General features: G+C 38.9%; 13 protein-coding genes. 12 read left to right on the top strand and 1 reads right to left on the bottom strand.

Annotated features, from left to right (window positions below; translation table 11 throughout):
• Positions 1–10 precede the first annotated feature (10 nt).
• From HMPREF1548_RS03815 to HMPREF1548_RS03850, 8 genes are all read left to right on the top strand, one after another.
• Entirely contained in the window at positions 11–2,386 is a 2,376-nt protein-coding gene (locus HMPREF1548_RS03815) for a hypothetical protein (protein ID WP_021634447.1), read from the top strand.
• Positions 2,387–2,520: 134 nt separating this feature from the next.
• Positions 2,521–4,683, top strand: coding sequence for a glycoside hydrolase family 88/105 protein (locus tag HMPREF1548_RS03820; RefSeq protein WP_198168609.1), 2,163 nt, complete (start codon positions 2,521–2,523; stop codon positions 4,681–4,683).
• A 16-nt stretch (positions 4,684–4,699) separates the two neighbouring features.
• Positions 4,700–6,313, top strand: coding sequence for a family 43 glycosylhydrolase (locus HMPREF1548_RS03825; RefSeq protein WP_035320938.1), 1,614 nt, complete (start codon positions 4,700–4,702; stop codon positions 6,311–6,313).
• A 570-nt stretch (positions 6,314–6,883) separates the two neighbouring features.
• On the top strand, positions 6,884–8,689 hold the full coding sequence (locus HMPREF1548_RS03830; RefSeq protein WP_021634451.1) for a sensor histidine kinase: 1,806 nt from the start codon (positions 6,884–6,886) through the stop codon (positions 8,687–8,689).
• 3 nt (positions 8,690–8,692) lie between these two features.
• Complete coding sequence (locus HMPREF1548_RS03835; RefSeq protein WP_021634452.1) at positions 8,693–10,234, top strand: response regulator transcription factor; 1,542 nt, start codon at positions 8,693–8,695, stop codon at positions 10,232–10,234.
• Between the two features lie 130 nt (positions 10,235–10,364).
• Positions 10,365–12,140: a type 2 periplasmic-binding domain-containing protein gene (locus tag HMPREF1548_RS03840; protein ID WP_021634453.1), complete on the top strand. Its 1,776-nt coding sequence runs from the start codon at positions 10,365–10,367 to the stop codon at positions 12,138–12,140.
• A 105-nt stretch (positions 12,141–12,245) separates the two neighbouring features.
• Positions 12,246–13,166 carry an ABC transporter permease gene (locus tag HMPREF1548_RS03845; RefSeq protein WP_035320941.1) on the top strand — a complete coding sequence of 307 codons (921 nt, stop codon included), beginning with the start codon at positions 12,246–12,248 and terminating at the stop codon, positions 13,164–13,166.
• 12 nt (positions 13,167–13,178) lie between these two features.
• Positions 13,179–14,096 carry a carbohydrate ABC transporter permease gene (locus tag HMPREF1548_RS03850; protein ID WP_021634455.1) on the top strand — a complete coding sequence of 306 codons (918 nt, stop codon included), beginning with the start codon at positions 13,179–13,181 and terminating at the stop codon, positions 14,094–14,096.
• 1 nt (position 14,097) lies between these two features.
• On the opposite strand, the gene HMPREF1548_RS03855 is transcribed toward HMPREF1548_RS03850, so the two are convergent.
• On the bottom strand, positions 14,098–15,042 hold the full coding sequence (locus tag HMPREF1548_RS03855; protein ID WP_051358309.1) for a helix-turn-helix domain-containing protein: 945 nt from the start codon (positions 15,040–15,042) through the stop codon (positions 14,098–14,100).
• Between the two features lie 197 nt (positions 15,043–15,239).
• Between HMPREF1548_RS03855 and HMPREF1548_RS03860 the strand changes: the two genes are divergently transcribed.
• The 4 genes from HMPREF1548_RS03860 to HMPREF1548_RS03875 all read left to right on the top strand — a co-directional run bounded on the left by HMPREF1548_RS03860 (position 15,240) and on the right by HMPREF1548_RS03875 (position 20,551).
• Positions 15,240–16,403, top strand: a complete 1,164-nt coding sequence (locus HMPREF1548_RS03860) for a family 8 glycosyl hydrolase (protein WP_035320942.1) — start codon at positions 15,240–15,242, stop codon at positions 16,401–16,403.
• A gap of 118 nt (positions 16,404–16,521) precedes the next feature.
• The gene (locus tag HMPREF1548_RS03865; protein ID WP_021634458.1) at positions 16,522–17,304 is read left to right on the top strand and encodes a helix-turn-helix transcriptional regulator; all 783 of its coding nucleotides are present in this window, start codon (positions 16,522–16,524) and stop codon (positions 17,302–17,304) included.
• Positions 17,305–17,613: 309 nt separating this feature from the next.
• Positions 17,614–19,506, top strand: a complete 1,893-nt coding sequence (locus HMPREF1548_RS03870; RefSeq protein ID WP_021634459.1) for a Gfo/Idh/MocA family oxidoreductase — start codon at positions 17,614–17,616, stop codon at positions 19,504–19,506.
• A 91-nt stretch (positions 19,507–19,597) separates the two neighbouring features.
• Positions 19,598–20,551 (top strand): ABC transporter permease, encoded by a 954-nt coding sequence (locus tag HMPREF1548_RS03875; RefSeq protein ID WP_021634460.1) that lies wholly within the window; start codon positions 19,598–19,600, stop codon positions 20,549–20,551.
• Positions 20,552–20,582: the final 31 nt, after the last annotated feature.

Below are 20,582 nucleotides of genomic sequence, written 5' to 3' on the forward strand. Positions count from 1 at the left end.
GAGGAGCACAGTGGAAAATAAGTTAGCAGACAGCAATGGTTTTTTGACTAAATGGCTTATATGTGGACCTAAACTGAATATTCCCGAAATCGTTGTTGAAGAAGAAATACAGGAAAAATTTGAAAGTAAGATGCGGGAAGCAATCCCTGATGACAATTTTACAGTTCCGATGAATATTTATTTGGATGAGACCTGTTCTGGTCAAAACTGGAAGTACTGGTATGGCGGAAACGGTATATTTGTAGATATAAGTAACTTTTATCGCTTGATTTGCCGTGTGGAATTTTATGGGGCAACACAGATAAAATCCTCAGAAGCGTGTGAACTGCAGTTATGTCTGTGGTGTTATCCGGCGACAGATGTATGGGTCAATGGTGAAAAAGTACTTACCCATGAAGCTGCAGTTTATAAGCCGATGAGAAGAGCTCAGACCTCTATAAAATTAAAAAAAGGAATTAATGATATTTTTGTGCGTTGCCAAAATCTTGGGGTAAGAGATACACGCAATATTTATGGGATGCAGCTAATCGGAGAACTTTCAGGAATTGAGAATATATTGCCGGATAAGGACGGAAATATTAGGCAGTTGACGGAAGCCGCAGACTGGTTAGACAGTTTAAAACTTAAGGAAGCTCATTTATTATTTGCCAAGTCTGCTCCTCCTGTTCCATGCACGATAGAAATGTATACGGAACTGCCACATAAATCCGGAAAAAATACAATTTGTATATCTGCACCTTGGGAAAACGGAAGCAGTTATGATTTTGCTGAAGGCTATAAAGGCGTAAAAGTTATAATTTTTTTACATGGACAATCTTTGGTCAGAAGTTTTGAGATTATGGAAAATGAAAAGCCTGTGTATCAAAAGGTATCGGGTACCATAGCTGAACATAGAAAAAATGTGATTGCGTTAACGGGTGAATTAAAAAAGAAAATTGATTCGGATAATCCAATGGATACAGGTGTTTATTATGTTCTCGCAAGAATGGCAACGAACGGAGGTTTTATTTCCGAAGATGACAAAGCGATTTTATTGCATGATTTGGATTTTGTTGACGCATGTTCTGATTGTTCGGATTTTGCCCTTTCAGCTTTGCTAAGGCTTTTTATGACCTATGATGTGGAAGATCAGGAATTACAGGAACGGATGAAGCAGGTGGTACTGCGGTTCCGTTACTGGATGGATGAAGAGGGCAGTGATGGCATGTGTTTTTGGAGTGAAAACCATACCTTGTTATTTCATGGCTGCCAGATGGTTGCAGGGCTTTTATACCCGAACGAAATATTCAGCCGAAGTGGTCGTACTGGAATTGAGATGAATTTACTGGGGAATAAACGTTGCAGTGAATGGCTGGATATTGTTGAAAAAAAGGGATTTGAGGAGTTTTTAAGTGCCGGCTATATGTGCGTTACAGCTGCCGCAATACTTGAACTGGTAGACTTTGCGGATGAGATAGTGCAAAAGCGGGCGGAAGCGTTATTGATAAAACTGTTGGAACAGCTTTCAAGGCATGCTCTGAATGGAAGTACTATCGGGCCTATGGGACGAGTATATCGTGAGGTAATTATTCCACATAAACAGGAGATTCAGGCTATTATCCATTATATCAATCCGGAGGCACCCCAAATGTTCACCGCCTGGTTAGCTCCTTTTGCAACCAGTCATTTTGTAATACCGGATCATCTTACTGATTTAATGAAGTCACAGGTTTCGACAGTTTATAATTCCGGGAATGCTGAAATATGCCTTGTAAAAACAGATAATTATCTATTGTCATCAGTAAGTAGTCCACGTTCCGAAGAAGAGCTGAAATCCAGTATGACCTTATTCGAACCGGGCTTGTATGGTTATCAGCAGCATATGTGGTATGCGGCATTGGATAATGACTGTATTGCATTTATCAATCATCCGGGTGCAACCAATGATGAAAGTGAAATGCGGCCAGGATACTGGTATGGTAATGGGCTGATGCCTGCACTCATGCAGAAGGGAAGAATACTTGGTGGAATCTATCATCTGGATCAGAAGCGTCATCCTGTTAATTTTACACATTTATATTGGCCATCTTTTTCATTAGAAGAAGAGGTATTGGAAGGTAACTGGCTTTTTGGACGAAAAGGAAAAGGGTACCTGGCAATATGGTCCAGTGTACAGGGGAAACCATTTGATGATGTTTTGTCAGGATGCGAATACAGATTTGTCAGTGAGTGTTCGGCATTTATCTGCATGACTGGAAGCAAACAGGAGGATGGGGAATTTACAGATTTTATGTTGAAAGCGAAAAATCTAAATCCTGTCTTTGCTTTAGATGGAATGTCTCTGGAAGCAGGTGGTGAATATCACCTGGTGTATGTACCTACTAAACAGAAAGAAAAATTTGTTTAGATTATTTATTGACAAAGACTGTATTAAATTAGTTATAAATGGGGGAAGACATATGATATCCTGCAATTAGGAAGGTATGTATTCCCCCAAAATAAACTGTGATATTAAAAATAATAAATATGGAAAGAAAACATATGGAAAAAACACTTACAACATATTTTGATCCAAATATAAGCATAAAAGCAAGCGGAGCTTCTCTTAACGGGATTCTGACGACAGTTGCAGAGCGATATATCGGACAGAATCCGGCAAATTCTTTTCGATTCAGGTCTTACAGAGAGGATTCGTTTTTACCGAATGCAGAGGGAATTTATAAATTTGATTTGAATCGGAAGCTGCCGGAAGCGAAAATGACGCAAAACAGCCTGATTGCAGCAAAGTTTTATCAGTTCGATAAAGGAAACCGTTCTGTTTTGGTCAGATGTTATAGCAAAGTAGCAATCTATTTTAACGGCAGTTTATTTTGGAAATCCACAACGAATGAAGAAAATAATGAGGAAAAGGTTACCTGTCTGGATTTCCCATGTAATCCGGGCTGGAACAGCATCCTGATTTGCTGTAAAAAAACTGCTTCAGGATTTGGGTGTGAAATGAGTCCGGTAATGCCTTCCTGGCGCTGGATTTCTTTTCTGGCTCCTTTTGAAGAAAGATATGGACAGGGTGGTATCATATACAGCCAACCTTTTGAGGAAGATGAAATTGATCCTGAAGCGATAAAATTGTTAAAAGAGGAAAACAGTACGGGACTGAAGTGGTATCCAGACCTTCACACGGATAGAATTGAGGATCCTGATTCCCTGGAAAAGGTCTTAGGTCATTCTGAAGGGCAGTGGGGATGTATATGGACAAAGCTCAGACAGAGCCGCCCGGGAAATCAAAAGATATTTATTCATTCAGCTGATGCTGATTTTTACATGGACGGAAAGAAAATCGATTCAGAAATGATCGAAGCAGCGGCCGGAGAACATGATCTTCTGGCGGTTTCATGCTGCCCGAAGGATGGGGAATGGAAAATACAATTTACTGCTTCTTATGAGGACAATTGCCTGCTTGAATTATTTAACCCGGGAGTGGCTGGAAGTGATGGTCCTTATCTTTATCTGGGCCCCTTTAAGGAAAAACCGGCATTTGTATTGCCTACGTTCTATAATTTATATGGTGATGAGGAGAAATGTTATTGGAAAACGGGAAAAAGTGCTTCTGTTCGTCCTTATCTGGAAAATGATTGTTTTGGACGATGGAATTATCCTCTTGGTGTTACGCTTTATGGGCTTTTACAGGCATCACGCGTGCTGAAGAGGCCCGATATCGAAAAATATGTGGAAAAGCATATGCAGGAATGTATTTCATTACATGAATACAGCTTATGGGATGCAGAAAAATATGGATATCCGGAGATAAATAATCAACTTGTGACACTTGACTGCCTGGATGACTGTGGTTCTTTTGGTTCTGCTATGCTTGAATTGTACCGTGACAATGTTGAGGATAAAGCAAAAAAAGTGGCTGATCGGATTGGCGATTATATGCTCAATGGGCAGGAACGGAGAGAAGACGGCGCCTTTTACCGGGCAAAAGAGGGACATCCGACGATGTGGGTTGATGATCTGTATATGAGTATTCCTTTTTTATGCAGATATGCAAAATTAACCGGAGAAAATAAATATCTGGATGATGCCGCAAAACAGATCCTGCTGTTTAAGAAATATCTGTTTATACCGGAATACAAGGTTATGAGCCATGTATATGATTTTCATATAGATACGGCAACCTATGTGCCATGGGGGAGAGGAAATGGCTGGAGCTTATTTTCAATTACGGAGCTGTTGGAGTATTTGCCAAAGGGACATAAAGCTCGTCCGGAAATATTGAAATTCCTTTCTGTATTATGTGAAGGATTCCTATCCTTACAGGGAAGCAGGGGATTGTGGCATCAAGTACTGACTGTGCCTGAATCCTACGAAGAAACCTCCTGTACGGCAATGTTTATTTATGGTTTCTGCAGAGCCGTACGATTTGGGTGGGTCAATAAGGAACTGGGAGAAAAACTTCTGACGGCAGCAATGAAGGCCTGGGAGGGTATAAAAAGCTATTCTATCGATCGATTCGGCAATATATATGGCATATGCCAGGGGTCGTTTTATTCCTTTACCAGTGATTATTATCGGGATATCTTGGGATGGACATTAAATGATACACACGGTATTGGAATCATACTTCTTGCAGGGATTGAACTTAGTAAAGTTTTGCAGACAGAAGATGAGGATAACAATGCTTTACTGAAACCTGGTGCTTGAGAAAGGGGCTGTATATATGGGATATATTAATGTTTATACACGGCAGGAATGTGAACTGTATCCACGCTCGTTAGCTGATAGCGTCCATTTATCTTATAGTAATGATGGTATTAATGATTTACCTTTAAATCAGAATTATGGCATTTTGTTTGCTAGAGCAGCAATCCGGCAGAATAATACAATTGAAGAAAGAGGGATAATTAATCCTGTTGTATTCTGTATGGACGAGATATACGGTATTGCGGCACAGTGCGTAAATGCGGAGGGCGACATTGTTGAACCGGATAAAATATTGTTGTGGACGACTGCTGATTTTATATCTTTTAAAGAACATAATCTGGTAGAATGTTCGGGATATGAAGACTATTTGGCTTCTGGCAGTGATAAAATAGAAGTGCCGGACGAATCAGGCGAATTAATATGCAAAGCCTGGCTGCCAATCCATGCGGTGGATGTTGCTTTTCAGAAGGAAATAGAATTAAGGCACCTGGAAGATTTGGATTCTATAACGGCAGATGTGCTGTATTCCGATGGAACAATCGATAAAAAAAGAGTAAGCTGGAATCTGGATAAAGCGGTTTTAGTTGGTAGAAATAAGTATGCCGTTACAGGTGAAATACTGAAGAATGAATATAAGTTTCCCATGGCAGTCGGTTATGCGGATCCGGTAATTTTTAAATGGGATAACAGCTGGTACTTTCTGGCCACAAATGACAACAGGAAATCAATTGGCTTATATGTACGTAAGGCAGATAGTGTAGACGCACTTTTCCTGAAAGAAACACAAGAGTATTGTATACTTGATTATGATGAAGAACATGATTTTGTCCAAACATTTTGGGCACCGGAATTTCATGTAATAGGAAAAGATCTGTATATCCTTTTTGCAGTTGGCGGCAGGAAGCAGGGGCCTCAGGCTCATATGATGAGACTGAAATCCGGAGGAAGCATCATAAATCCTGCAGACTGGGATCTTCCCGTGCGGGTATGCAGAAGAGACGGCTCCTGGCTGACGGATGAAGGAATCACTATAGATATGACTTATTTTAAAGTAAAAGAGCAGTCATATCTTTTGTGGAATTGCCGCAAAGGCTTTGGAACCCCACTTGATACAGGCGGAATACTTTTTATTGCAGCAGTTGACGATAATAAACCATGGATTCTGGCAAGCGATCCGGTAGAATTATCTCGTTCTGTATATGGATGGGAAAACAACAGCGGAACACTGAATAACGAAGGTCCGTATCCTCTGCTTTTACATGATTCGTTATATATAAGTTATTCCGGGGGTGCCGCAACAGGTTATACCTATGCGGTGGGGTTCCTTAGAATATCAATGGAGGAGGATTTGCTGGATCCTTCTAAATGGGAAAAAATATCTACGGCTGTGCTGTCTTCTTCTTCAATTGATGGAATACAGGGGCCGGGACATAATTCTTTTTTTGTAGATGATGATGGTAAAATAATGGTCGTTTACCATGCACAGGAGAGGGAGAAGTATTTTACCCGCTGTACTATGATGCATCGGGTTCATATAAATAAGTACAATTTCCCTGTTTTGAATATGTCTGCTGAAAGAGATTTGCCGGAAGAATTGAGATTGATTACTATTGAGGTAACAATTAAATAATTCTAATAAATGAATGAAAATTGTTATTTGGCACGAAATGTTAGGAGAGTTCTAAGTTAGCAGGAAATGCTGGCTTAGAATTTTTCTCTTATACGATATTTATTTTATTCTGAAATGCAATCAAACATAGGAATGTGGAGATACATATGATGAATATTAAGATTAGACAGTATTCAAGAAGTCTTAAATTTTGTAAATAAGGTCGGTAGATATTACTACTCAATGGATATTTGTTTTGGCAGCTATGTAGTCGATGCAAATTCAACTTTAGGAATTCTGGCAATAGGGATAAATAAAAGTATGATAGTATGTATTTATGATGAAATGGATGCAACATTGAAAAAGCTGATTGGTGAAATCGAACTTAAATGGGGAAGAATATTTTGATTGGAAGGAAAGGCAGCATTGCTTTTATGGAATGTGTTTCAGAAAAATATGAATTAATTTAGTCTGTTCGATGTACTGTGGAGAAGACTATATAAAATTAGAATTACATATGCTAAGATTAGTATATGAGTAGCCGATGAATTAAAGAGGAGGCCACAACCAAAAAACAGAAAGTGTATTATTATGAAAAAAATTCGAAAAAGCCTTAAGTATTTCCTTGATAATCTTTCGTTTGCGCAGAAATTTATTATATTATTTTTATGTGTTATTGTTATTCCTATGGTGATTCAGGACATAGTGTATTACAAACAGACAGAAAAACGTATTCAGGAAGAAATGCTGGGGAAGATTAATGAAACTTTGGATGATAAAGCAGAAAAGTTAAATACTTTTTTGTCGGAAACCATATATTTGGCCAAAGAATATTATAATAATGAGACATTGTATCAATGTATTGATCATGAATATGGGAGCGATTTGGAATATCTTGTCCAGTATCAGACAATATTACAGAATTTCTTTTCGGAAACCAGTTTACATCCATATCATATAGGAAATATGCTCCTTTATTCAAATAATAATACACTATTGAACGGTGCCCATATAAAAAAAATAAATGTGATAAATCTGGAGGAATTAGATGAAAGTTTGTCTTATTCTAATTTACAGCCTGTTGAGGGGGAAAAGGGTATCTATTTTCGTGTGTCCCATGAAAACAGCAGGTTCCAGAAATTGTCGGATAGCCGTAGTTTAAGCATTTTGTGTATGCTTGATCATTATCAGCAGTATGCCAGATATGTTAATTTATTAAGAATAGATATTGACTTAGGATATTTAGAAGGATTGCTTATGGACAGCAGCCTTTTTGATAATTTGTTTCTGATGGATTCCAAAGGCAGTGTAATGATTGCTGCGCACCAATACAGTAACAGCGGACCTTTGGATTCATTCAGCAGTGAAGAAATAGAAGACAATACTGTACTTTTGTCACGAAATGTCGGGAAGTTTCCGGTTATATTATGCGGAATATATGATATGCGGACTATTTCGCAGGAATTCAGTCAAAGCAGGAGGATATCCTTTGGAGTTTCTTTATTATGTCTGCTTTTTGCTATGGTTTGTGTATATGCTGTTGTCGGAAATATAAACAGACGTTTAGTGAATCTGGTAGAGCAGTCGAAGGAGATTGCGAAAGGAAATTTTGTACAGAGTAAGGTCACAGTAGAGAGCCGGGATGAATTCGGTACCCTGGAAAACAGCATAAATCAAATGAGCCTTCAGCTGGAGGAACTGATAGAGAGGGAATACAAGGCTCAGATTTCCAGAGCAGAATTGGAAAAGGAGACAAACCAGGCAAGATTTCTTGCGCTGCAGAGCCAGGTGAATCCACACTTTATGTTTAATGCTTTGGAGAGCATACGGCTTAAGGCAATAGTAAAGGGTGAGACAGAGACTGCTATGGTTTTGCGGAATATGGCAAAGATGTTCCGAAATTTAATAGAATGGGATAATAACATCATTACACTGCAGGAGGAAATAAAATTTTTAGAGGAGTTTCTATATATTCAAAACTATAGATTTGAGGACGAATTTTCCTATGAAATCGAAGTGTCTGAGCCGGCAAAAGCCTGTTTTATTCCCAAAATGATTCTGCAGCCGTTGGTAGAGAATGCATGTATACATGGAGTGGGAGCAATTGCAGATAACAGATGGATAAAAATTGAGGCTTTTGTAGAAAATGACATTTTAAAACTGCTGGTAGCAGACAATGGCGGAGGAATGTCCCGGGAAAAGCTGGAGGAATTGAGGATTATGCTGAAGGGAGAGAAAATAGAAGGAAGAAATGTAGGAATGTGGAATGTTAACAGAAGGTTAGCCCTTTACTATGGAGAAAGATACCAATTTAATATTGAAAGCGTATCTGGAAAAGGAACCAAATGTGAAATCTGTATTCCTGTGAAAAAGGATGTCTCAGAAGCAATGAGGTAGGATATGTATAAAATAATGATTGTGGATGATGAGAAAGCTATAAGGGAAAGCCTGCCATTGGCAGTGGATTTTGGAAAATATGGATATCAGGTATGTGCTATAGCTAAAAATGGAGAAGAAGCCCTAAAGAAATGGAAGGAATACACACCGGATGTAATATTGCTGGATGTAAGTATGCCGGTCATGGATGGGCTTGGGTTCTTGAAGTATATAATTGAAATAGAAAAAGCGAAGCTGCCTTGTACAATTATGCTGTCTGGTTATAGTGATTTTGAATATGCGAGAACTGCTATGCGTTATGGGGCAAAAGCTTATTTGACAAAACCGTTGGAGGAAGAAGAACTCATTTCCATTTTAGCAGAAGTGAAATCAGAGCTGGATTCAGAACTTCAGAAACAGGATGGTGAGATTTTACTTAATTTAAGCGGGGCGCTTCAAAAAATGTATCATAATGGAGATGGGGAACGGGAGAACTATAAAGACTATCTGCTGATGCACTGCGTCTTGCTGAGAGAGGAATCTTTAAATGATGTTTATTCCATTATGCGTGAGTGTATTGAAGAGCGGCTTCCAGGCGGAAACGCGGCATTTCTTGGAAATAAAGGTAGTGTTGTCAGTTATTTGCTTAATCCTGGAAATTTAGGTGAGTATCAATATAGCGTATCATTGTTTGCCCGCCATATACTGTATAATATTAAAAAAAGCGGAATAGAATGCGCGTTAATGTTTGATGAGTTAATATTTAAATATGGAGAAGGTACTTTTCGGAGTGATTATGATTCTCATTTGTATCAGATGCTGACCGAAGTATTCTGGCAGGGAAGCCAAATTATTCAGAATCAGAAAAACATAGAGCATGTAAATATTGAAAAACGGCTTGAACAGGAAGATTCCCAACTGTATAAAATGAGAAAAGCGATAGAAGAAGTTAATTTAACTTATCTTAAAGAAACTTTCAAGGAAATAATGAATGAAGCTGAGAGAAAGAAACTGAATATAGTTTTTATACAGGAACTCAATTATAGGATTTATTTTACACTTGTTGACATACTTCAAAAAGAAGGAGATGAAAGTGCAGATATGATTCTTAAGCCTATGGAATGGAGGGAGAGTCCATATTTCATCGGCCATCAGGAATGGGAGACAAAATTATGGGCTCAGTTAAATATGGCGTTTCTAAGAGTCAATACTTTAAGAAACAGCAGAAATTCTGGAATTGCCGATAAAGTAATCAGTTATATTCAGCATCACTTCAAAGAACAAATTTGTTTGAAGGAAGTAGCGGATTATTTTTTTGTAAGTCCTTCCTATTTGAGCCGTTGTTTGCAGAAGAGTACAGGTGACAGTTTTAAACAGTATTTGAATGAGTTGAGAATTGAGGAGGCAAAGCGTCTTTTAAGCCAAACGGACAAATTAATTTATGAAATTGCTGAGGAAGTGGGGTTTAAAGAAAGTAAATATTTTACATCTAAATTTACAGCGGATGTAGGAGTATCTCCTATAGAATACAGAAAGAAAAGGCAATATTTGCATACTGAACAATAATTGCATATTTATCTGGTATAGAAAAGAGAACTATCAGGCAGTTTCAGGGAATGATAAAACCATTTTCAGAACTTATAATAAATATAGAAATAAGGCGAGGGTGTAAAGCTCTGGAAAGGAAGGTAAGTATATGAAACTGAAAAAGATATGTGCGATTCTATTGACCAGTGTAATGGTATTGTCCACAGCGGGTTGCGGAGCGGCCAAAACACCATCAACGTCCGGAGCTGCTACTGCGGAAAATACGGTGGCAGAGCCTGGTACGGAGGCTGTGGCTTCAACAGAAGCAGGAGATGCAGAACAGACTGCTGCAAATGGTGATTATGGCGGACTGGTACCAATGGAGGATGCAGATGATCCAATAACGTATACGGTATTTGTCCGCGACCCTGGTGTTGCACCATCCAAAGACAATCCCGTGATAAAGAAAATTCAGGAATTAACAGGGGTCACACTAAAGTTTGAATTTTTGGTTGGGGACCTTGATCAGAAATTAGGTGTTATGATCGCCGGTGGAGATTATCCTGATGTTATCTTTGCTGGAGACGCGGCTCCCAAATTAATGGACGCAGGTGCATTTATTCCGTTAGAAGATGAAATCCCCAAATATCCTAACCTGAGTGCCATGTATTCTCCAACGATGGATTATTTGAAACAGGAAGATGGACACGTCTACAATATGGAGATTTATGGAATAATTCAGAATGATGTGGCTCAGGCAGGGCCTACCTTCGAATGTGGTCTTGGTTTTTATATACAAAAGGCTGTACTGGAAGAAGCAGGATATCCTGAAGTCAGGACTGTGGATGACTACTTCAAAATTATCGAAGATTATATGAAGAAGTATCCGGAAATTGATGGTGTGAAAACAACCGGATTTGAAATTCTTGCTGATGGATGGCGCAACTGGGCATTATTGAATCCACCGCAGAATCTGTTGGGAGCAGGAAATGATGGCGCAGTATTTGTAGATCCGGAAACCTATGAGACTTCCTTTTACCAGATAAGCGATACTTCATATGATTTCTACAAGAAATTGAATGAGGAATATCATAAAGGTGTAATTAATGCTGATACCTTTACGCAGGATTATGATCAGTATATATCTAAAATAACAACCGGTACGGTTTTGGGATTCTACGATCAGAACTGGAATTTCGGTAGTGCACGGGATTTGTTGAAAGCAGACGGTAAATTTGACAGAACCTATGTGGCGCTTCCAATTACCAATCCGGGTGTTAGGGACGGGTATCTGGATAAGGCAAATGGTATTCCTACCGGTACTAATGGTATTGGTATTACCATAAATTGTGAAAATCCTGAACGTCTGTTACGTTTCTACGATTGGATCCTCCAAAGAGAAGTACAGGATTATCTTCAGTGGGGAGAAGAAGGCACTGACTGGTATTATACGGAAGATGGCGGAAAGGCACTTACAGATGAACGCCGTGCAATTGTTTATGATACTGCAAGAAAGCGTGATGAAACTGGTGGAACACTCCTTAATTATTGCCCGAAATGGGGAGGAATTTATACTGCCGATGGTATGCCTTGCGATCCCAGTGCATCTGCAGATGAATATTTAGCTTCACAGTCTGATTATGATAAGAAATTTTTGGAGGGCTATGGTATAAAATATCCGGCGGAAATGTTTTCTGAACCTGTATTGCGCCCTGCATACTATCCTGTTTGGGCGATGTCTCTTGAAGACGGAAGTGCCGCTGCTGTTGCCAACACCAAGATTACGGATGTAACAATGAAGTTCTTCCCGAGATTAATTCTGGCGAAAGATGATGCGGAATATGATTCCATCTGGAATTCTTTCTTGAATGAATTTAATGCAATTGATCTGGATTCCTATCAGGCAGAAATAGATCGGCAGATTGCTGAGAAGATGGCTAAATAGATCCTGAATAATAGGAGGGCACAGACCCTCCTATTATTTTTCAAAAATAGTTTAAGTTTTTATGAGTCATTCAAAACGGTAATCTGATTTTGAAAGGAGTGCATTATGAAGAATTCCGGAAGAACATTAAAAAGAATCGTGTCACATAAAGTGCTTTATATAATGATTATTCCATGTATGATCTATACATTTATTTTTTCGTATTATCCATTGAGCGGCTGGATTATGGCTTTTCAAAATTATAAGCCCGCCAAAGGTTATCTTGGGTCTAAATTTGTAGGATTGGATCAATTCTACTTTCTGTTTGGTGATATAGAGTTCTGGAGAAGTTTGCGTAATACGCTGGCAATGTCCCTTATGAATCTGGTGTTTGGTTTCCTCTTTGCTATCGTATTTGCACTGCTTTTAAATGAAATAAAATCTCTGGGCTTTAAAAGAGTAACGCAGACAATATCATACCTTCCTCATTTTTTAAGCTGGATAATTGTCTGTTCGCTGGTATCAAATATGCTATCCACCAACGATGGAGCAGTTAATAATCTGCTGATGGGGCTGGGCATTATTAATGAGCCGATCCTCTGGCTGGGAGATCAAAAGTACTTTTGGTGGATTACCACGCTTGCAAATATCTGGAAGGAAACAGGCTGGAATTCCATTATCTATATCGCTGCAATTACCGGTATCGATCAGGCTATGTATGAGGCTGCAGAATTGGACGGGGCGAATCGTTTCCAAAAAATGTGGCATATAACACTGCCTGGTATTCGCCCTACAATTATAGTCCTTTTGATTATGAATTTAGGATGGGTGCTGAATGCAAGCTTTGAAGTGCCCTATATTTTAGGCGGAGGACTTTTACAGGATGTCTCGCAGACACTTGATATTTTTGTTTTAAAGTATGGTATGAGTATCGGAAACTATTCATTGGCTACTGCAGCGGGCATTTTTAAATCAGTTATTTCACTGATTCTGGTATTTGCCACTAATGCTGTTGCCAATAAGCTGGGCGAGAACAGCCTGATGTAGGAGGGAAAGCTTATGAATAACACATCCGGATTAAAACGGAAAAGAATAAGCCTTGAAAACATTATTTTCAATTCTATCAATGGACTTATCATGATATTTTCAATAGTAGTTATGCTGTATCCCTTCTGGAATACAGTAGCCGTATCTTTCAACGATGCGCAGGATACACTGCGTGGTGGAATAAAACTGTTTCCACGTGTCTTTTCCACTTTTAGTTATGAATCCGTATTTAAAAATGACCAGATGCTTACAGCAGCATTTAATTCCGTAATGAGGACATTATTATCTACGGTTATAGGGGTAATAATTGGTTCCATGATCGCTTATGTACTTTCGCGTAAAGAACTGGTTGGACGAAAATTTATTACTACCTACTTCCTTGTTACCATGTATATTTCTGCAGGTCTTATTCCTACATATTTTTTGATAAAAGATTTGAAAATGCTGAATAGTTTTGCTGTATATGTGATTCCGGGCATCGTAAACGTTTATAATATAATTATTATTAAGTCTTTTATCCAATCGCTTCCTGAAAGCTTAACTGAGGCAGCAATGGTAGATGGGGCTGATCATTTCCGATGCTATTGGCAGATTGTTTTTCCCTGCTGCAAACCCGTGTTGGCTACCGTAGCACTTTGGTGTGCTGTCGGTGCATGGAATCAGTGGTTTGATACATTTTTGTATTGCTCCAGTTCTGATAATCTGACTACATTGCAGTATGAAATGATGAAACTTTTGTCGTCTGCAATGCAGTCGGGAAGAGATCTTTCCAGCATTTACGGAAATGGACAACAGGTCGCAAATACAATTACCCCTACTTCTATCAGGGCAGCAGTGACTATTGTTGCTTCCGTACCGATCCTTGTTGTGTATCCATTCATGCAGAAGTATTTCGTAAAAGGAGTTACACTGGGGGCTACCAAGGAATGAGTTACATTTCAAGTTCAAATTTTTTCCGATATTCAGACGGAGTACAGCCTTTAAGCTCACGGAAACTACGGTTAAATGAGGAAAGGCTTTGAAAACCACAGGCGGCAGATATTTGTGAAATGGAAAAGGCATTATCCATTAACAGATCCTCAGAAGCCTTTATCCGGAGCTCATTCAGATAAGAATAAAAAGTCTGGCCGGTATACTTTTTAAAGATTTTTGTAAAATAGAACTTTGATAATTCGGCTATGGTGGCTACTGAATCCAGTGTTAATTTTTCTGAGTAATGTTCTTCCATATATTTTAGTATGACGTTGAGTTTTTCCGTATTATGCTTCGAACCCAAGGAACTGGGTGAGTGCGGCGCTATATTTTCACAGCAGTAATCTGTATAACAGGCGAAAAAATCCATGAGACATGAATATATATGAAGCTGCCTGGCGGGACTTTTCCCCCAATAGTGAGATGCTGATTCCATAATCAGTGAGATTTCCTTTTCGTAAATGGACGGACATATATCTGCCGAAATTAAAACTGGTTTTGTAAGGAACGAACGGGTGAGAGAAAAGGAACTGTACTGATTAAACAGATCCTGTTCAAACAAAAAGATAAAACGTGCGCCCGTTTCGGGAGCCTTAAGAGAATGAAGTTCTCCCGGGGGAATGAGAAAAATATCCCCGGGCTCCAGATTCCAGATTTGTTTCTGAACAGTAACGGTATAACCCTCCTCTAAGGGGATGATGATTTCGTGGGCATAGTGCCAGTGAGTCTGAAAAGAAGAAGTTTGAGTATTATACCAGAAACGAAGCGTACTTTGTTCCATAAAAGGAGGACGTTCGAATTCATCATAATTTTTATACCAGTCATAGCCGGGAAAGTCATCAGGCTGAACTCGATATCTTTGGCATTGACCGGAGGTAAGGGTGAACAGGTTTTTTGGATTCATCTTGGTTTCCTCCTTCATATTGTCAGTATACAAAAACTCTTTTTAACAGTATAGCATAATGAAAACAGGGTTTTCAATGTTTACTACTAGCTGTATATTATTAAAAATCATGATCTGTAAATTAAAAAATAAAGCCTTAGTATATACATGGAAATTATATCAATTTTTATTAAAATATTTTAATGGGAGGCAGCCGGATGCGTGCATTTTATACAGGAGAATACAGGGATGTTTTCAGGGAAACAGGGAAAAGTCAGGAAGAAATTGAAGCAAAAGTAAAGGAAGCTGTGAATATATTTTTCTATGGCAATGATGAAGAGCGGATATATTATGAAACAGAGTCCGATATGGCTTATTTGACAGACACAGGAAATAATGATGTCAGAACAGAAGGAATGTCATATGGAATGATGATGTGTGTACAACTCAATATGAAGAAGGAATTTGATCGTATTTGGAAATGGACGAAAACCTATATGTGGATGGAAGCAGGGGAGAATGAAGGATATTTTGCATGGTCATGTAAGAGAAATGGTGAAAAGAATTCTTACGGACCGGCTCCTGATGGAGAAGAATTCTTCGCTATGGCTCTTTTCTTTGCTGGTAACAGGTGGGGAAACGGCAAAGGTATTTTCAATTACTCTCAGGAAGCCAGAAATATTTTAAGAGCCTGTCTGCATAAAGGGGAGGGCGGAAGAAGTGGTAAACCCATGTGGAATCATGAAAACAAACAGATTTTGTTTGTTCCTGGATGTGACTTTACAGATCCTTCCTATCACTTACCGCATTTTTATGAGTTGTTTGCACTTTGGGCGGATGAAGAAGATCAGGATTTCTGGAAACAGGCTGCAGAGGCAAGCAGAAAATATCTGGCGAAAACGTGTCATTATATAACCGGCATGAGTCCTGAATATGGGGAATTTAATGGAACTCCCATGAACAAAACAATGCCCCGGGGCGATCGTCATAATTTTTTTTATAGCGATGCCTATCGAACAGCGGCCAATATTGCTTTGGATTATGAATGGTTTGGCATTGATGATGGACAACGCTCAGCGCCGCTTCGGTTGATGCGTTTTCTAAGAACGGATCTGGAAGCGGTAAGGTGTGTGTACGAAGTGGATGGTACACCGATAGAAAAAAATGTACTACATCCATTAGGACTTCTTGCTACTACGGCACAAGGAGCGCTTACTGTGCTGGGAGCCAATTCACAGGAAGAAAATGGATGGGAAGTGGCAAAGACCTGGGTGGAATGGTTCTGGAGGCAGCCACTGAGAACTGGAAGCAGGAGATATTATGATAACTGTCTGTATATGTTTGCACTGTTGGCATTAAGTGGGAATTATAGAATATGGTAAAGCGATACAAATAAAGGAGTATTCCTGTTTTATGTTATTAATATTGATAATGTTTTCATTTAAGTAAAGCATTGCAGGTAATGTTCTGTGTGATTATCGGTTTTATGAGGAATATAATATGAGTATTTATTATCAGACACGTAATGTACCTTATTCAGTATGGGAACTAACTGACTTGAAATTTCCCTGTCATATTCATCAGGATGTGGAGTTAATATATGTGTTGGAAGGCAGCCTGCCACTTACCATAGGTAATATTTCAAATACACTTGGGGCAGGCGAAATGGCGGTTATATTTCCACATACGGCACATAGTTACATAGGCGATCGAAAAAGTTTATCTTGGCTTGTCATCTTTCATACAAATCTTGTAAGACAATACTTTCACATATTGGATAAACTTCATCCTGTAACCCCCTTTTTAAAAGCTGAGAATATAAATCCCGATGTTCTTTATTCTATCAAACGAATTATGCAAAACGGAAATAATAAAATACCCCGGAATATAATTAATAATTATTTTTGTCTTATCATAGGCTGGATTTTGGAAGAACTGGAACTTTCGGAAAACCAAACGGATTCAGGTCTCCTTGGACAAACAATGGCTTATATAGAAGGTCACATAGCTGAACCATTATCATTAAATAATTTGTCCAACGCCTTAGGTGTTAGCAGGTGCCATCTATCCAGAGTATGGAAGCAAAAATTGGGAATCAGCCTCCATCAGCAGATTAATTCGGTAAGAGTCCAACGGGCTCTGGAAATGCTTCAGGAAGGAGTGGCTGTAAGTGATGCATGTTATATGACCGGTTTTGAAAGTACCAGTACTTTTTATCGGGTTTTTCAGGAACAGATGGGGACAACTCCCAAATCTTATCAAAATAAAATACGTAAAGATTAAGTCTAGGACAACAAATAATGAGAAAAAACAGAACCATTTCAGGAAGCTTTATTTTTTGTTGCCTGTTACAATAAATAAGTAGTCGATGTGGTGAAAATGTACAGTAAGATCATTGTTTATTAGATAAATCTGTAATATGTGTATATTTATATTGGAATGAATAGATATTACAGCCGCGATTTTTTTCAAAGTTAGAAAATTATGATGGGATAATATAATGTGTAATTAAAAATAAGAATTAACAATTTTTGAAACTTGTATATTCGGAGTACATATAGCAGTTTAAATACCATAGAATAAGGGGATGTTATGATGATATCTATTTTTACGGATGAGTTGTTTTGTGATACAGACAAGGCTTTGCCTAAGATTGTTCAGTGGCATTGCAAATATGTGGATTTACGGGGAAATATCAATGGTAAAGGAATTGAATATCAGACAGAAGAAGAACTGATAGCTCTTAAGGCACAATTGGATACATTTGGGCTGAAGGTCGGTGCACTGGAGACCTCGTTATGTAAGGTTCATCTCCCCGGAGCGGATATATGCGCTAAGGAAGAAGAAAAACTGGAAGGAATTATCCGAGCTGCCAATATTCTGGACTGCAGATTAGTCAGAGCATTTAATTACTGGCAACCATACGGCGACAATGCCGAGGTCCAGGGACAGTTAGCAGTACGCCCGGATTTGATGAACCAGGTCCTTCGGCTTTTCTCACCAATAGCCAAACGAGCGAAGGAAGCAGGCCTTATTTTGGCTTTTGAGAACTGTGGACAAACGTATGAGGAAGTCATTGCATTAGTGGATGCTTTGGGAATTCCAGAGTGGGGAATGGCTTGGGATGTATATAATGATATGCATTATTTTAAAAGTGGCTCAGCAGAAGAACATGAATATTTCTTGAAGAGTCTGCTCTATGCTCGTATTGTTCATGTAAAGGCTGTTAGTGCATTATCGGAGTTGGAAGGAACTAAGGTTCCCTGGGAACGTGTACTGCGCGGTGTGAAGGCGGTTGGTCGTGTTATCCCTGTTTCCATAGAGACACATAATCCGGAGGGAAGTCCATTTTCCCATGAGGAAAGTACATATCGTACATATACCCATATATGTAAAAATTGGCCGGAGGAAACAATGGGAGCTGTTGAGAATGCCATAAAAGAAATTAAGTCATTCCCGCGTACTTATAGGGAGGATCCTGTCCGATTTGTGGTGGTAGGGCTTGGTATGGGAAGTTTTCGTGCACAGCAGATTGTGGAAACAGAAGGCTGTGAGTTGTATGGTGTGGTAGATATCAAAGAAGATAAAGCCAAAAAAATCGGAGAAAAGCTGGGTGCTAAATATAGCACAGATATAAATGATTTTTTGCAGGATGATAAGGTGGAAGTCATGTATACAGTTGTCCCCACCGGATTACACGCACAAGTTTCTGAGCAGTGTCTTCGTGCAGGAAAACATGTGTTGACGACAAAACCTATGGATGTAAATACAGCAAACTGTAAAAGGCTAATCAAAACCGCAAAGGAAACCGGATGTCTTTTAGGTGTGGATTTTGATATGCGTATGGATGAAGTGACGCTTTCTTTAAAAAAGGCATTGGATGAGGGATGGTTTGGACATTTGCTTTCGGCGCAGGTATCTTTGTATGTAACACGGACACAGGAATATTATGATGAAAATGGCGCATGGAGAGGAACCTGGAAAATGGATGGCGGCGGAGCCATGTGTAATCAGGGAATACATGAGATCGACAGGATGCAGTATCTTCTGGGAATGCCCAAAAGAGTACGTGCCATGATGCAGACACAGATGCATGCAATTGAGACTGAGGATATAGGATACGGAGAATGGGATTATGGCAGCCAGCTTTCAGTGCGTTATTTCTCTACTACTAATTATCCTGTGCCTTCCTGGTACACCAAAATTGATCTCATTGGAAGCGCTGGTGCATTTGTTTATTCTAGTGGTGGCCCTGAGGGAGAACAGATCCGTTATGGAAAAAAAGATAAATGGTATTGTGAGGCGCCATTTCCTGAAAAGAGAAAGTGGAGACAGGCCAGTGATGCTTTTGCGTCAGCTATTCGATTGGGAACACCTTTTATCGCTGAACCTGAGGAAGGGATTAAATCTCGCATAATACTAGATGCGATGTATTCGTCAGCTAAAAATGGTGGAATATGGATTGATATAGAAACACTGGTGTAAAACAATATTTATATCTTAAATTTGATTTTTTATGGTTCCTAATTTCCTCATGCTGCACATTAATTATTGATTAACATAAAGGTGAAAATGTATGATGAGTGTTTTGGCGAATAAAAAGATAAGCAATGGGAACAGGCGGAAATTTACGATTTATATGAAAAAGTATTGGACTCTATACCTAATGCTGCTGCTGCCTATAACTTTTTTTATTGTATTTAAATATATACCAATGACTTATATCCAGATTGCATTTAAAGAATACAATATTACAAAAAGTGTATGGGAAATGGACTGGAGTGATCCACTTTTTAAGTATTTTGGAAAGGCATTTTCAAACAGAGATTTTTTATATGCTCTTCGTAATACAATATTTTTAAATTTACTTGATTTGGCAGTGGGATTTCCAGCCCCCATCATATTGGCGATTATTTTGAATGAATTACCATTCCGGCGGTTTAAACGTCTGACGCAGACAGTTGCCTATATGCCTCATTTTCTATCTTGGATTATTATTTCAGGATTGGCAATGCAGATGTTTGCTCCTACTTCAGGATTTGTAAACATCTTACTTACCAATATGGGATATGGAACTGTTCCCTTTTTAACAAAACCTTTGTATTGGGTTGTTACATATGTTTTGCTGGGAGTGTGGCAGAGCATGGGATGGAACTCTATTATTTATTTGGCGGCAATTACAAGTATAAACCCGGAATGGTATGAAGCAGCATCTGTGGATGGCGCCGGACGTCTTCGAAAAATATGGTATATTACTTTACCAAGCTTAAAACCTACAATTGTAACAATGCTGATTATGAATCTTGGACGTATTTTGGGAAGTGAATTTGATCGACCATATTCTTTAAGCAACAGTATGGTAACGGATGTATCCAATGTGATTGCAACTTATGTTTATACAAATGGTGTAAGAGGGCTCCAATTCTCATTGACGACTGCTGTAGGGTTATTCCAATCAGTGGTGTGTGTTATCTTTTTGTTTGCTGCGAATGCTATTGCAAAAAAAATGGGCGAGCGGGGTGTCTGGTAATTTATTAGCTTGTTGTAGAGTATATCGAAAG

The organism is Clostridium sp. KLE 1755 (assembly GCF_000466465.2).
GTDB lineage: Bacteria > Bacillota > Clostridia > Lachnospirales > Lachnospiraceae > Eisenbergiella > Eisenbergiella porci.